We start from the raw sequence: 13,998 nt of genomic DNA, 5'->3' as shown, positions 1-13,998 counted from the left end.
GGCGCATAGTCGCGCCGACCAATGAACGGAGCCGCCCATGCCGCATCTCCTGCTCATTCCGTTGATCCTTGCCGTCCTTGCGGTCTTCGCCGCTCCGCGGGCCTCGCTCGCGCAGGCCGAAACGCCGGTCAGCCAGTGCCAGATGATCGCGCGCTCGCTTCCCGCCGTCACCTTCGCCAGTTTTTCGGCAAGCGCCGCCTTGCGGGCTCAGGCGAAGGCGAACGAGGAGGTGCGCATCACCTATGTCGGCCATTCGACCTTCTTCATCGAGACGCCGGGCGGCGTGAAGATCGCGACGGACTATAACGGCTGGTACAAGCCGCCGGCGCTGCCGACCGTGGTGACGATGAACAAGGCGCATTCCAGCCACTACACGACGAACCCGGAGCCGGGCATCGAATATGTGCTGCACGGCTGGCAGGACGGTTCGGAGAAGGGCGCGGACCATGATGTCGTGGTGGGCGACACCTATATCCGCAACGTGCCGACCGATATCCGCGGCTGGGGCGGGGCGATGGAGCCGAACGGCAATTCCATCTTCATCTTCGAGGTGGCGGGCCTGTGCATCGGCCATCTCGGCCACCTGCATCATGAGCTGACGGAGAAGCAATATGCCGAGATCGGCCGGCTCGACGTGTTGATGGTGCCGGTGGATGGCGGGCTGACCATGGGCGCGGAGAGCATGAGCCGTGTCGTGCAGCGCCTGCGCTCGGCGCTGATCCTGCCGATGCACCGCCGCGGGCCGCCGATCAGCCAGTTCCTCTCCATGTTCGGCGAGGGCTTCGACGCGGTGACCGATGACGATGCGACGGTCACAGTGTCGATCCGCAACTTGCCCAAGCGGCCGACGATTCATATTCTCTCCGGCGTCTGATGCCCGGAGTTTTTCATGCGTTTCCTTCTTGCCGTGCCCGCCGTCCTGCTCTCCTCCGCCCTTGCCTTCGCAAGCAGCGCGCCGACGCCGGGCGGTCCCGGCGCGGAGTCGGGTCAGCCGCGGGAGATCGTGACCCAGCCGGTGGAAAAGCTGCCCACACGCACCTTCGGCGTGGCGCAAAGTTTCGTCATGCCGTCCGGCAATATCGGCTGCATCTACATTCCCGAGGGCGGCACGGAGACCTACCAGCCGGCCGATGGCGGTCCGGAACTCTCCTGCGACCGGGTGGAGCCGAAATATGTGCGCGCGACGCTAGGCCGGAGCGGCAAGGCGGTGGTGCGCACCAATGTCGGCGACCAGGGATGCTGCGGCGGCGACAGGACCATACCCTATGGAGAAACCTGGTCGGCCGGCCCCTTCACCTGCTATTCGGAGCGCACGGGGCTGACCTGCGAGCGCAATGACGGTCATTCCTTCCTCTTGAGCCGTGCCCGCCTGCGCGCCGACTGAAACCGGCCGTCGCTTTGTTCGCCGGACTGCTGGACGTGCGGCGGCAATGAAATTATAAGGCGGCATTCCGAAAATCGGGGCGGCAGGGCGACGCTTTACCGCGGCGACACGCTCCGCACACAGCCGGCGACCAAAGAAACGGGCGCCGAACAGATGAGACAGGGGTGCCATGGCTGGCCATTCACAGTTCAAGAATATCATGCACCGCAAGGGTCGGCAGGACGCCGTGCGGTCGAAAATGTTCTCCAAGCTCGCCCGTGAAATCACGGTTGCGGCAAAGACGGGCCTGCCCGACCCGGCGATGAACGCCCGCCTGCGCCTGGCGATCCAGAACGCCAAGGCGCAGTCCATGCCGAAGGACAATATCGAGCGCGCCATCAAGAAGGCGTCCGGCGCAGACAGCGAGAACTACGAGGAAGTCCGCTACGAGGGTTACGGCCCGGGCGGCGTCGCCGTCATCGTCGAGGCGTTGACCGACAACCGCAACCGCACCGCCTCCTCCGTCCGCTCGACCTTCTCCAAGGCCGGCGGCGCGCTCGGCGAAACCGGCTCGGTCTCCTTCTCCTTCGATCGCGTCGGCGAGATCACCTACAAGCTGTCGGCCGGTGACGCGGACGCCGTCATGGAAGCTGCCATCGAGGCCGGGGCCGAGGACGTGACGACCGACGAGGACGGCCACACGATCATCTGCGGCTTCGAGGATATCGGCGAGGTCTCCAAGGCGCTGGAAGACAAGCTCGGCGAAGCCGAGACGGTCAAGGCGATCTGGAAGGCGCAGAACACGGTGCCGGTCGACGAGGAGAAGGCGCAGTCGCTGATGAAGCTCATCGACACGCTGGAAGACGACGACGACGTGCAGAACGTCTATTCGAACTTCGAGGTCTCCGACGAGGTGATGGCCAAGCTTTCGGCTTGACGAGACAGGAAATCGCGGCTGCTCCTCATCCGGCCTGCCGGCCACCTTCTCCCCGCAGGCGGGGAGAAGGGACAAGCCGCTGGGCTTTCCTCAAACGCGATACCTATTTGTCTTGGAAAAGGGGGGGCATCCCTTCCTTCTCCCCGCTTGCGGGGAGAAGGTGCCGGCAGGCGGATGAGGGGCGGTTTTACGCCACGCTCTCCCCTTATACCGCCTCAGCCAGCGCCTCCCGCGCCTCGGCGAAGAGCCGCACCGATTTCAGCCGCGCCTCCATGTCGTAGACCGGCATCGACACGATCAGTTCGTCCGCCCCGGTCAGCGCTAGGAAATCGGCGATGCGGCGCCTGATCGTCTCCGGCCCGCCGACCACCGCATATTGCAGCGTGTGCCCGACCATGATGCGCTCCTCGCCGCTCCAATGCGGGTCCATATCGTCGACCGGGGGCGGAAACGCTCCGGGCGTGCCGCGGCGCAGGCGCACGAAGGATTGCTGCATGGACGTGAAGAGATAATCGGCCTCCGCGTCCGTATCGGCGGCCGCGCCCATCACGCCGACCATGACATGCGGCTTGTCGAGGTGCTGCGAGGGCTCGAAGCGCTCGCGGTAGATTTCGAGTGCCGTCAGCAGCATGTCCGGTGCGAAATGCGAGGCGAAGGCGAAGGGTAGGCCCAGCATGCCGGCAAGATGCGCCGAATAATGGCTGGAGCCGAGCAGCCAGACCGGCACGTTGCTGTCCGCGCCGGGAATGGCGATGACCTTCTGCGCGGGGCTTGCCGGCCCCATCAGCTGCATCAGCTCGACGACGTCCTGCGGGAAGTTGTTGGCGGCGCTGTCGAGGTTGCGGCGGAGCGCCTGCGCGGTGCGCATGTCGGTGCCGGGCGCACGGCCAAGGCCGAGATCGATGCGATCCGGAAAGAGCGCGGCGAGCGTGCCGAACTGTTCGGCGATGACGAGCGGTGAATGGTTCGGCAGCATGATGCCGCCGGAGCCGACGCGGATCTTTTCCGTGCCTGCGGCGACGTGCTGGATGACCAGAGACGTGGCGGCGCTGGCGATGCCGCGCATGCCGTGGTGCTCGGCGAGCCAGAAGCGCTTGTAGCCGTGCGCTTCGGCTTCCTGCGCGAGGCGCCGGGAGTTCTCGAGCGACTGGGCGACGGTGCCGCCTTCGATGATCGGGGAAAGATCGAGGATGGAGAAGGGCACCATGGCCGCGGCCTCTTTGTAAGCGGATTTGATTGTGCTCCCATGTAGGTTCAGTTTCGTGAAATCCAAGCGATGGCCCGAGGGTTTTCGCGGCGCCGGATGGAATTGCCGGTCTGTTTTTGTTTTGTTCACATTTCGCTGGCAGGGTCCGGCCGACGGGATTAGGGTTTCGCCATGCAGGAAACGATTCGCATCATCGGCATCGATCCGGGGCTTCGCCGCACCGGCTGGGGCATCATCGAGACGCTCGGCAATTCGTTGCGCTTCGTTGCGTCCGGCACCGTGACCTCCGATGGCGACATGGACCTTGCCTCCCGCCTCTGCCAGCTGCATGACGGCCTTTCGGAGGTCGTGCACGGCTATCAGCCGCACGAGGCCGCCGTGGAGCAGACCTTCGTCAACAAGGATGCGACGGCGACCCTGAAACTCGGCCAGGCGCGCGGCATCGCCATGCTGGTACCGGCGCGCGCGGGCCTGCGCGTGGCGGAATATGCGCCGAACGCGGTGAAGAAGGCCGTCATCGGCGTCGGGCACGGTGAAAAGCAGCAGATCCACATGATGCTGAAGGTGCTGATGCCGAAGGCGACCTTCACCGGCAACGACGCTGCCGACGCGCTCGCCATCGCCATCTGCCACGCCCACAACCGCCAAGGGCTTTCCGGTCGCCTCGCCAAACTCGCGGGCTGATTTGTTCTTGACTTGTTCCGGTCTGGCCGTTAAGTAATACCTCGGAGGTATTACTATGCGCGTGACGGAAAAAGGCCAGGTGACGATCCCCAAACCCATCCGCGACCGGCTTGCCATCGAGCCTGGCTCGGAAGTGGATTTCGTCGTGTCGGATGAAGGTGTGATGCTCGTCAAGGTTGGCGACGGCAAACCCGGCTTTGATGATTTCGAAGCCTGGGCGGCCAGTGTCCAGGGCACCTGGGATCTGGACGGCATGACGCCGGACGAATATTTCGAATGGCTGCGGGGGCCGCGTGATGACCTCGACCGTCGTTGATACGAATATCCTCATCGACATGGTGGGCCCGGATCGGCCACAGCGGGACTGGTCCTTCAACGCGCTGAAGCGATGCTTGGAAGAGGGGGAACTGGTCCTCAATCCCATCGTCTGGTCGGAGCTTGCGACCTCGCCGCTCAGCGAACTGGAACTCAACCTCGCCTTCGGCTGGCTGCGCATGCGGCGCGAACCTCTGTCCTACGAAGCCGCCTTCGCCGCAGGCAAGGCACATTATGCCTATCGCCGGGCTGGCGGGTTGCGCGAGCGCACGCTTCCCGATTTCCTGGTCGGCGCGCAGGCGGAAGCGCGGGGCCATCGCCTGCTCACCCGCGATGCCGCGCGCTATCGCAGCTATTTCCCCGCGCTCGACATCATCTCCCCCGAAACCCATCCCTGACGGATTTTCTCATGATCGGCAAACTCAAGGGCACAATCGACGAGATCGGCGAGGACCATGTGGTCGTCGACGTGCACGGCGTCGGTTACGTCGCCTTCTGCTCGGCGCGCACGCTCGGCAAGCTCGGTTCGAGCGGCGAGGCGGCGGTGCTGTTCATCGAGACCTATGTGCGGGAGGACCAGTTCAGGCTGTTCGGCTTCCTGACGGCGCTGGAGCGGGAGTGGTTCCGGCTGCTGCAGAGCGTGCAAGGCGTCGGCTCCAAGGTGGCGCTGGCCGTTCTCTCGACCCTGACGCCAGGGGAACTCGCCAACGCCATCGCGCTGCAGGACAAGACGGCGGTTTCGCGCGCGCCGGGCGTCGGGCCGAAGGTGGCGGTGCGCATCATCACGGAACTGCGCAACAAGGCGCCGGCCTTCGCGGGGGAGGCGTCCGCCTCGATCGGGCTCAAGCAGGAGCTCGGCGAGGGCGTCGCCTCCGCGCCGGTTTCCGATGCCGTCTCGGCGCTGACCAATCTCGGCTATTCGCGCGACCAGGCGGCCAATGCGGTCGCGGCGGCGCTGAAGAATGGCGGGGAGGGGGCCGACAGCGCCAAGCTCATCCGCCTCGGCCTCAAGGAATTGTCGCGGTGATGCGGTTGCCTTCCTTGGCCGACAATGGGATTAGGCGCTCATGAACGACGAGAACAGACTGCTTTCGCCGGAAAAGCGCGGCGAGGACATCGATACCGCCTTGCGGCCGCAGACGCTGGACGATTTCACCGGCCAGGCGGAGGCGCGCGCCAACCTGAAGATCTTCATCGAGGCGGCGAAGAACCGCGGCGAGGCGCTCGACCATGTGCTGTTCGTCGGGCCGCCCGGCCTCGGCAAGACGACGCTGGCGCAGATCATGGCGAAGGAGCTCGGCGTCAATTTCCGCTCGACCTCCGGTCCCGTCATCGCGAAGGCCGGCGACCTTGCGGCGCTGCTCACCAATCTCGAAGAGCGCGACGTGCTTTTCATCGACGAGATCCATCGTCTCAACCCGGCCGTCGAGGAAATCCTCTATCCGGCCATGGAGGATTTCCAGCTCGACCTCATCATCGGCGAAGGCCCGGCTGCCCGCTCGGTGAAGATCGACCTGTCGAAATTCACCCTCGTCGCCGCCACCACGCGGCTCGGCCTCCTCACCACGCCGCTGCGCGACCGCTTCGGCATCCCGGTGCGGCTGAACTTCTACACCGCCGAGGAACTGGAATTGATCGTGCGCCGCGGTGCGCGGTTGATGGGCCTCGGCATGACGGAAGAGGGCGCGCGCGAGATCGCGCGGCGCGCGCGGGGCACGCCGCGCATCGCCGGCCGGCTGCTCCGCCGCGTGCGCGATTTCGCCGAAGTGGCGCGGGCCGAGGCGGTGACGCAAAAGATCGCCGACGAGGCGCTGACGCGGCTGCTGGTCGACAATATGGGTCTCGACCAGCTCGACCGGCGCTATCTGTCGATGATCGCGCACAATTTCGGCGGCGGGCCTGTCGGCATCGAGACCATCGCGGCGGGGCTTTCCGAACCGCGCGACGCGATCGAGGACATCATCGAGCCCTACATGATCCAGCAGGGTTTCATCCAGCGCACGCCGCGCGGCCGTGTTTTAACCGTAAATGCCTGGAAACATATGGGCCTGACGCCGCCGAAAGACCTGGAGGCGACGCAGTTCAGGCTGTTTTCCGAGGACGATTGAGTGATCACCCGCCGCGGTTTGCTGAAGGCTTTTGGAGGCTTCATCGCCGCGGGGTTCGCTTCCTCCGCCTATGCGGTGGGCGTCGAGCCGATGCTGCGGCTGCGCACGGTGACCTACCGGATCGTGCCGCCCGGCTGGCCGACGGGCCAGACGCTGCGCCTCGTCGCGCTTGCCGATATCCATGCCTGCGAGCCTTGGATGAGCGCTGCGCGCATCCGCGGCATCTGCGAACATGCCAACACGCTCGGCGGCGATATCGTCCTGCTGCTCGGTGACTACCTTTCGAGCATGCGGGCCGTCTGGGGCAAGGTGCCGCCGGCCGATTGGGCCGCGGCGCTGTCGATCCTGAAGGCTCCGCTCGGCGTGCACGCGGTGCTTGGAAATCACGACTGGTGGGACGACCTGGAAGCGCAGGCGGCCGGCGGCGGGGAAACGTTCAGCCATCGCATGCTTCGCGAGGCCGGCATCGCGGTCTATTCCAACCGGGCCGTGCGGATCGAGACAATGACGGGCGCGTTCTGGCTCGCCGGCCTCGAGGACCAGATCGCGCTTCGGCCGGGCCGGCAATGGAATCGCGGCGGCTTCGTCGGGCTGGATGACCTGCCGGGAACGCTCGCGCAGGTGACGGACGACGCGCCGCTCATCCTCATGGCGCACGAGCCGGATGTTTTCCCGCGGGTGCCGCCCCGGGTTTCCCTGACACTCTCGGGGCATACGCATGGCGGGCAGGTACGCCTTTTCGGCTACTCGCCCATGGTTCCCTCCGCCTATGGCAACCGCTATGCCTACGGTCATGTCGTCGAAGACGGTCGGCACCTCTGCGTCTCCGGCGGCCTCGGCTGCTCGATCGCGCCGATCCGTTTCGGCTCACCCCCGGAAATCATGGTCGTCGAACTCGGCTGAGCGTGAAACCCTTGCAATTGCCGGCGCTTTGCGGGAGAGAGGCGGAAATTCTTGCCGGACGGGGCCATGACGGATTTCGACCACTATCTTTCAGGCGAACTGAGCGAAGCGGGCCATCGGCTCGCGCAGCGGGTCTATTACGAGGACACGGACTTCTCCGGCGTCGTCTATCACGCCCGCTACCTGCATTTCCTGGAGCGCGGGCGCACGGACTACCTGCGGCTGCTCGGGATCGAACAGGGCAGCCTCATTCTGGAAGAGGACCGCGAGGGACTGGTCTTCGTCGTGCATCGCATGGAGATCGACTTCCGGCTGCCTGCGCGCATGGACGATATCCTGACGATCCTCACCGCCACCGAAAAGGCCGGCGGGGCGAAGATGATCCTCAACCAGGAAATCCGCAGGGGCGAGCAATTGCTGATCGCGGCACGCGTCATCATCGCCGTCATCAATGCGGCGGGCCGGCCGCGGCGGCTGCCGGAGGGGCTGGCGGCGCGGTTCCTTGCGAGGGCAGGGCGCGTTGCCGGCGCGCATTAGCAGTAACACTCTCTTAACCATAATGATGTCTTACTCGCTTCATGAGGATTTTGTGCACTGCACGTCATCCTTTAACCAAAATTGCCGTCAAGAAGGCAGGTTGTAAGCGTTTGACCGGCATGGCGGCCGGCGGCATCAACCGGACATTCTTGACGGACATGCGGAGCGGGTGCGGAGTAAATCCTTCCGAGCGACGCCATGTTTGTGAATGCCGATGCGGGAACCACCTCCCAGGAGACCGCAACGGCGTGAATGTTACCCGGTTCGAGCCGCAAAGGCCCGTGCCGGGTGTCTGGATTCGGGGACATAGGTCTATGGAACAAGTGGGTTTGGAAGCGGCGGCGAATGTGACCCTTTGGGGTCTCTTCATGCAGGCCGGGTTCGTCGTGAAGCTGGTCATGCTCGGCCTCATTGCCGCGTCCGTCTGGACCTGGGCCATCGTCGTCGACAAGACGGTGAGCTACGGGAAGGCGCGCCGCCAGCTCGACAGTTTCGAGCAGGTCTTCTGGTCGGGCCAGTCGCTGGAGGAGCTGTATCGCACGCTCTCCGACCGCCAGACCTCGGGCATGAGCGCCATCTTCGTCGCCGCGATGCGCGAATGGAAGAAGAGCTTCGAGCGCGGCGCTCGTTCGCCGATCGGCCTGCAGATGCGTATCGACCGGGCAATGGACGTGACGCTCTCGCGCGAATCGGAGACCTTGGAGGCGCGGCTCGGCTCGCTCGCCACCATCGGTTCGGCCGCCCCATTCGTCGGCCTGTTCGGCACGGTCGTCGGCATCATGACCTCGTTCCAGGCGATCGCCGGTTCCAAGCAGACGAGCCTTGCGGTCGTGGCGCCCGGCATTGCCGAAGCGCTTCTGGCCACCGCCATCGGCCTTCTTGCCGCAATTCCGGCGGTTATTGCCTACAACAAGTTCTCTGCCGATGCCGGCAAGCTGACGGCGCGCATGGAAGGTTTCGCGGACGAGTTCTCCGCCATCCTGTCGCGCCAGATCGACGAGAAGCTGCAGCCGCGCGCCGCGGCGCAGTGACCGCCCTTTAGACGGAGAACGATGCCATGGGCATGTCAGTCGGAGCGAAAAATGCAGGCGGTGGCCGTCGCCGTCGCGGCGGAGGCAAGAGGGCCCCGATGAGCGAGATCAACGTGACGCCGTTCGTCGACGTCATGCTCGTTCTGCTCATCATCTTCATGGTGGCGGCGCCCCTGATGACGGTCGGCGTGCCGCTCGACCTGCCGAAGACGCAGGCGAAGGCTCTCAACGCCGACACGCAGCCGATCACCGTTTCCGTCAAGGCGGACGGCCAGGTCTACCTGCAGGAAACGCCGATCCCGATCGACGAGATTGCCGCAAAGCTCCAGGCCGTGGCGACCACGGGCTATACGGAGCGCGTCTTCGTGCGCGGCGACGGCACGGCGCCCTATGGCGTCATCGCCGACGTGATGTCGCGCATCCAGGCCGGCGGGTTCACCAATATCGGCCTCGTCACCGAGCAGAAACCGGACAGGTGATCGCACGCCATGAAGGGCAGCCTCGCCACATCCGCCGTCATCCACTCCCTGGTTCTCACCTGGGCGCTGGTTTCGCTCGGCAGTCCTGAAAGCTTCGACGTCGCCAATGTCGAGGCCATGCCGGTCGATATCGTGTCGATCGAGGAGCTGACGCAGATCCAGCAGGGCGACAAGAAGGCCGAAATGAAGGAAAAGGCCGCGCCTATTCCGACCAAGAAGGAAACGCCGGTCGAGAACGCGGAAAATGCCGGCGAAAACGACGTCGACCTGAAGAACCTGCCGACGCCGGAGGAAAAGCCGCGCGACATCGAGACCGCCGCCGCGCCGGAAAAGGCCGAGAAGGTCGTGCAGACGCCGGACACGAAACCCGTCGAGGACGTCAAGCAGGAAGAGCCTGCCAGCGAACCCTCGACCGAGGTTGCGGCGCTTCCCGAGACCAGGCAGGAGGTCAAGCCCGACCCGAAGCCCGAGGCGACGCCTTCCGAGGAGAAGCCGGCCGAGGTCGAGGATGCCGAGGCGCTGCCGGACAGGATCCCGCTTCCCGAGATGAAGCCGAAGCTCGAGACGAAGAAGGCGGAGACCGCGGAAAAGCCGGCCGAGAAGAAGGTGGAGACGGCGAAGGCCGAGACCGCCAAGACGCCGGACCGCAAGAAGGATCAGAAGAAGAAGCAGGAAAAGGCGAGCTCGCTGAACGACAGCGACTTCAACGCCGACGAGATCTCCGCGCTCCTCAACAAGGAAAAGGCGGCCGGCGGCGGTGCGAAGCGCTCGCAGGAACAGGCGGCGCTCGGCGGCAAGAAGACGACGAGCGGCACCAAGCTGTCGCTCAGCGAGATGGATGCGCTGCGCGGCCAGATCCAGAACAACTGGTCGATCATCCCCGGCCTTGCCGATGCCGCCGACGTGCGCATCAAGGTCACGATGCAGCTCGACCAGAACGGCGACATCATCGGCGAGCCGGAAGTGGTCGCGACGGGCGGTTCGGATACCGCGCGCCGCGCGCTTGCCGGCGGCGCCCGCCGCGCCATCATGAAATCGCGGCCCTTCAAGGGCCTGCCCCCGGAAAAATATGATGCCTGGAGCGAAGTCGTCGTGAACTTCGACCCCAGCCAGATGATGTAATACCAAGTCTCGATGATAGGATCCTATGGGTTCCTATCATCGAGACTTGGTATAAAACTAGGAAGGCCTAGATTTATGTTCAGACGCACTCTCCTCCGTTTGCTGGTCGTGCTGACCGGCCTTGCGGCGTCCCTGCCGCAGGCCTGGGCGCTTGTGGAAATCAACATCAACAAGGGCAATGTCGAGCCGCTGCCGATCGCCGTCACCGATTTCATCGCCGGCGGTGATCTCGGCCAGCGCGTCACCGACGTGATCGCGGCCGACCTCAAGCGCTCCGGCCTCTTCGCGCCGGTGAACAAGCAGGCTTTCATCGAGAAGATATCCAATCCCGACCAGGCGCCGCGCTTCGATGACTGGAAGGTCATCAATGCACAGGCCCTCGTGACGGGCCGCGTGACGCAGGAGGGTGACGGGCGCCTGCGCGCCGAGTTCCGCCTGTGGGACACCTTCGCCGGCAAGCAGATCACCGGCCAGCAGTTCTATACCCAGCCGGAAAACTGGCGCCGCGTCGCGCACATCATCGCTGACGCGATCTATGAGAGCCTGACCGGCGAGAAGGGGTATTTCGACACCCGCATCGTCTATGTCGCCGAAAGCGGCCCGAAGACGGCCCGCAAGCGCCAGCTCGCCATCATGGACCAGGACGGCTTCAACGCCCGCGCGCTCACCAACGCCAACGAGCTGGTCCTGACGCCGCGCTTCTCGCCGAACCGCCAGGAAATCACCTACATGTCCTTCGAGGGCAACCAGCCGCGCGTCTACCTGCTCCAGCTTGAGACGGGGCAGCGCGAGGTGGTCGGCAACTTCCCGGGCATGACCTTCTCGCCGCGCTTCTCGCCGGATGGCCAGAAGGTCATCATGAGCCTTCAGCAGGAAGGCAATTCCAACATCTACACGATGGACCTGCGCTCGCGCACCACGACGCGACTCACCTCGACGGCGGCGATCGACACCTCGCCCTCCTACTCGCCGGACGGCTCGCAGATCGTCTTCGAGAGCGACCGCGGCGGCAGGCCGCAGCTCTACGTGATGGGCGCCGACGGCTCCAACCAGCGCCGCATTTCCTTCGGCGACGGTTCCTATTCCACCCCGGTCTGGTCGCCGCGCGGCGACCTCATCGCCTTCACCAAGCAGTCGGGCGGCAAGTTCTCGATCGGCGTGATGAAGACGGACGGTTCGGGCGAGCGCATCCTCACCTCCGGCTTCCACAACGAGGGGCCGACCTGGGCGCCGAACGGACGGGTGCTGATGTTCTTCCGCCAGGCCGCCGGTGCCGGCGGTCCGCAGATCTATTCGATCGACCTTTCCGGCTACAACGAGCAGATCGTGCAGACGAAGGGTTTTGCTTCCGACCCGGCCTGGTCGCCGCTTCTGGAATAGCATCGACACGCGTAAGGCGGGCCTGCCGCGTTCTTGCCGCAAAGTCCTGTAAATCAGGCGGCAGCGAGACGCGGCAGGCCCGTCTCCATTTGATATGCCGAGGGCCGGGGACGGTCTTACAAGCAATCGTTAACCATAATCGTTGAACGCGGATTAACCGACCGCGGTTACAGTCTGGCAACCCTGATTGAAACCGACGCTTCAACGAACTTGACGCAAGAACTGATGCAAGGAGACCGGCTCATGAGCCGCATTCATTCCCCGGCCGCTGGCCGCATGCAGACCATCGCCCGCAACCCGGCAATGATCGCCCTGTTCATGACGCTGGCGCTTGCCGGCTGCGCATCCAAGAAGAACATGCCGAACAATGCCGGCGACCTCGGCCTCAACGGTGGCGCGGGCGCGGCAACCCCGGGCTCGCAGCAGGACTTCACCGTCAATGTCGGCGATCGCATCTTCTTCGACACCGACTCCTCGTCGGTTCGCGCCGATGCCGCCGCGACGCTCGACCGTCAGGCCCAGTGGCTGCAGCGCTACCCGAACTACGCCATCACGATCGAAGGCCATGCCGACGAGCGCGGTACGCGTGAATACAACCTCGCGCTCGGTGCACGCCGCGCTGCCGCGACCCGCCAGTACCTCGCTTCGCGCGGCGTTCCGGCAAACCGCATGAAGACGATCTCCTACGGCAAGGAAAAGCCGGTCGCCGTCTGCGACGACATTTCCTGCTGGTCGCAGAACCGCCGCGCCGTGACCGTTCTGGGTGGCGCCGGCATGTAATTCCTTCCCGGGAAGGATGCGGAAAAGGCGGCCGAGAGGCCGCCTTTCTTTTTTCAACACACTTTGGCCGAACTCCGTTGCTTTTTGAGAGTATTTGGAAAACTCTTCGGCAGCGCTTCGGCGTACAATGGGACCAACAGGACGAAGATAGATGAAGAAACTTGTCGCGGCAGGCGTTCTCAGTCTCGCAGCGGTAGCAGGCATGGTCGGGCCGATCAGCGCATCGCCGCTTTTCCCGCTTGCGAACGGCTTCCTGCCGGCACAAAGCGAGCGGGCGGAGAAGGGCAACGTGATCCTGGCACAGGCCATGGATCCGCGCGTCGGACAGCTCGAAGAGCAGATCCGCAGCCTCAACGGCCGGATCGAGGAAATGAGCTACCAGCTCCTGCAGATGCAGGAGCAGCTTCGCAAGACGCAGGAAGACAACGAGTACCGTTTCCAGGATCTCGAAAGCGGCAAGAGCGGGGGCTCCGGCAAGAGCGGCGCCCTCGACAAGCCGGTGAACGGCGGGACTGCCGACCAGCAGATCGCCACGAACAGGGGGCCGGCGGATGACACCGCCGGAACCGACACGCTCGGCACGGGTGGCGGTGCCCAGCCGCAGGAACTGGGCTCGATCCGCTTCGACGAGAACGGCAACCCGATCGGTGCCGACGCCAATCCGGACCTGAACAACCAGAGCGCCTCGATCGGCAACGACAATTCGCTGCCGGGCGTGGAGAACGGCCTGCCGCAGGCCTCGCAGTCGTCTTCCGCCTCGCTCGACAATCCAGACGATCTCTATCAGGTCGCCTACGGCCATGTTCTGTCCGGCGACTACCAGCTCGCCGAACGCGAATTCCGCGACTATCTCGATATCTTCCCGAAGGGCGAGAAGGCGGCGGACGCCAATTTCTGGCTGGGCGAGGCCCAATATTCGCAAGGCAACTTCAACGATGCCGCAAAGACCTTCCTCAACGCCCACCAGACGTTCAGCAAGTCGAAGAAGGCGCCGGAAATGCTGCTGAAGCTCGGCATGTCGCTTGCCGCCCTCGACAACCGCGAGACCGCCTGCGCGACGCTGCGCGAAGTGAACAAGCGCTACCCGAACGCCTCCAAGGCCGTGAAGACCAAGGTTTCGTCCGAGCAGAGCCGTCTGTCCTGCTGATTGCG

At 64.7% G+C, this 13,998-nt stretch carries 17 protein-coding genes; 16 read left to right on the top strand and 1 reads right to left on the bottom strand.

Annotated features, from left to right (window positions below):
* The first annotated feature begins 37 nt into the window (after window positions 1-37).
* The 3 genes from AABQ55_RS21105 to AABQ55_RS21095 all read left to right on the top strand — a co-directional run bounded on the left by AABQ55_RS21105 (window position 38) and on the right by AABQ55_RS21095 (window position 2,300).
* Window positions 38-874 carry an MBL fold metallo-hydrolase gene (locus tag AABQ55_RS21105; RefSeq protein WP_272806446.1) on the top strand — a complete coding sequence of 279 codons (837 nt, stop codon included), beginning with the start codon at window positions 38-40 and terminating at the stop codon, window positions 872-874.
* A 15-nt stretch (window positions 875-889) separates the two neighbouring features.
* Window positions 890-1,384 (top strand): hypothetical protein, encoded by a 495-nt coding sequence (locus AABQ55_RS21100; protein ID WP_272806445.1) that lies wholly within the window; start codon window positions 890-892, stop codon window positions 1,382-1,384.
* Between the two features lie 169 nt (window positions 1,385-1,553).
* Window positions 1,554-2,300, top strand: a complete 747-nt coding sequence (locus AABQ55_RS21095) for a YebC/PmpR family DNA-binding transcriptional regulator (protein ID WP_272806444.1) — start codon at window positions 1,554-1,556, stop codon at window positions 2,298-2,300.
* A 205-nt stretch (window positions 2,301-2,505) separates the two neighbouring features.
* Here the strand turns inward: AABQ55_RS21095 and AABQ55_RS21090 are convergent, their stop codons facing one another.
* Entirely contained in the window at window positions 2,506-3,507 is a 1,002-nt protein-coding gene (locus tag AABQ55_RS21090; protein ID WP_272806443.1) for an LLM class flavin-dependent oxidoreductase, read from the bottom strand.
* A 171-nt stretch (window positions 3,508-3,678) separates the two neighbouring features.
* Here AABQ55_RS21090 and ruvC point away from each other — a divergent pair, with 171 nt between their 5' ends.
* The 13 genes from ruvC (at window position 3,679) to ybgF (ending at window position 13,993) form a co-directional block, all read left to right on the top strand.
* Complete coding sequence (ruvC, locus tag AABQ55_RS21085; protein WP_272806442.1) at window positions 3,679-4,191, top strand: crossover junction endodeoxyribonuclease RuvC; 513 nt, start codon at window positions 3,679-3,681, stop codon at window positions 4,189-4,191.
* A 55-nt stretch (window positions 4,192-4,246) separates the two neighbouring features.
* Window positions 4,247-4,507 carry an AbrB/MazE/SpoVT family DNA-binding domain-containing protein gene (locus tag AABQ55_RS21080; RefSeq protein ID WP_064331122.1) on the top strand — a complete coding sequence of 87 codons (261 nt, stop codon included), beginning with the start codon at window positions 4,247-4,249 and terminating at the stop codon, window positions 4,505-4,507.
* On the top strand, window positions 4,488-4,904 hold the full coding sequence (locus AABQ55_RS21075; protein WP_272806441.1) for a type II toxin-antitoxin system VapC family toxin: 417 nt from the start codon (window positions 4,488-4,490) through the stop codon (window positions 4,902-4,904). The genes AABQ55_RS21080 and AABQ55_RS21075 overlap by 20 nt, the downstream gene beginning before the upstream one ends.
* A gap of 11 nt (window positions 4,905-4,915) precedes the next feature.
* Window positions 4,916-5,533 (top strand): Holliday junction branch migration protein RuvA, encoded by a 618-nt coding sequence (gene ruvA, locus AABQ55_RS21070; protein WP_064331120.1) that lies wholly within the window; start codon window positions 4,916-4,918, stop codon window positions 5,531-5,533.
* Between the two features lie 40 nt (window positions 5,534-5,573).
* Complete coding sequence (gene ruvB, locus AABQ55_RS21065; RefSeq protein WP_272806440.1) at window positions 5,574-6,614, top strand: Holliday junction branch migration DNA helicase RuvB; 1,041 nt, start codon at window positions 5,574-5,576, stop codon at window positions 6,612-6,614.
* The gene (locus AABQ55_RS21060; RefSeq protein WP_272806439.1) at window positions 6,615-7,517 is read left to right on the top strand and encodes a metallophosphoesterase; all 903 of its coding nucleotides are present in this window, start codon (window positions 6,615-6,617) and stop codon (window positions 7,515-7,517) included. It begins immediately after the preceding gene.
* A 66-nt stretch (window positions 7,518-7,583) separates the two neighbouring features.
* Window positions 7,584-8,054, top strand: coding sequence for a tol-pal system-associated acyl-CoA thioesterase (ybgC, locus tag AABQ55_RS21055; protein ID WP_272806438.1), 471 nt, complete (start codon window positions 7,584-7,586; stop codon window positions 8,052-8,054).
* Window positions 8,055-8,368: 314 nt separating this feature from the next.
* Window positions 8,369-9,085, top strand: coding sequence for a protein TolQ (tolQ, locus tag AABQ55_RS21050; protein WP_244768339.1), 717 nt, complete (start codon window positions 8,369-8,371; stop codon window positions 9,083-9,085).
* Between the two features lie 26 nt (window positions 9,086-9,111).
* The gene (gene tolR / locus AABQ55_RS21045; RefSeq protein ID WP_244768340.1) at window positions 9,112-9,564 is read left to right on the top strand and encodes a protein TolR; all 453 of its coding nucleotides are present in this window, start codon (window positions 9,112-9,114) and stop codon (window positions 9,562-9,564) included.
* A 9-nt stretch (window positions 9,565-9,573) separates the two neighbouring features.
* Window positions 9,574-10,686 carry a hypothetical protein gene (locus AABQ55_RS21040; RefSeq protein ID WP_244768341.1) on the top strand — a complete coding sequence of 371 codons (1,113 nt, stop codon included), beginning with the start codon at window positions 9,574-9,576 and terminating at the stop codon, window positions 10,684-10,686.
* 75 nt (window positions 10,687-10,761) lie between these two features.
* Window positions 10,762-12,066 (top strand): Tol-Pal system beta propeller repeat protein TolB, encoded by a 1,305-nt coding sequence (tolB, locus tag AABQ55_RS21035; RefSeq protein WP_244768342.1) that lies wholly within the window; start codon window positions 10,762-10,764, stop codon window positions 12,064-12,066.
* Between the two features lie 243 nt (window positions 12,067-12,309).
* Window positions 12,310-12,846, top strand: coding sequence for a peptidoglycan-associated lipoprotein Pal (gene pal / locus AABQ55_RS21030; protein ID WP_064331113.1), 537 nt, complete (start codon window positions 12,310-12,312; stop codon window positions 12,844-12,846).
* 151 nt (window positions 12,847-12,997) lie between these two features.
* On the top strand, window positions 12,998-13,993 hold the full coding sequence (gene ybgF / locus AABQ55_RS21025) for a tol-pal system protein YbgF (protein ID WP_244768343.1): 996 nt from the start codon (window positions 12,998-13,000) through the stop codon (window positions 13,991-13,993).
* Window positions 13,994-13,998: the final 5 nt, after the last annotated feature.

Origin of the sequence: Shinella sp. WSD5-1, from assembly GCF_963942435.1 — a bacterium.
In the GTDB taxonomy this organism is placed as follows: domain Bacteria; phylum Pseudomonadota; class Alphaproteobacteria; order Rhizobiales; family Rhizobiaceae; genus Shinella; species Shinella yambaruensis.
Note: the sequence above shows the minus strand (reverse complement) of the source record. Positions and strands in the feature narration are given on the sequence as shown.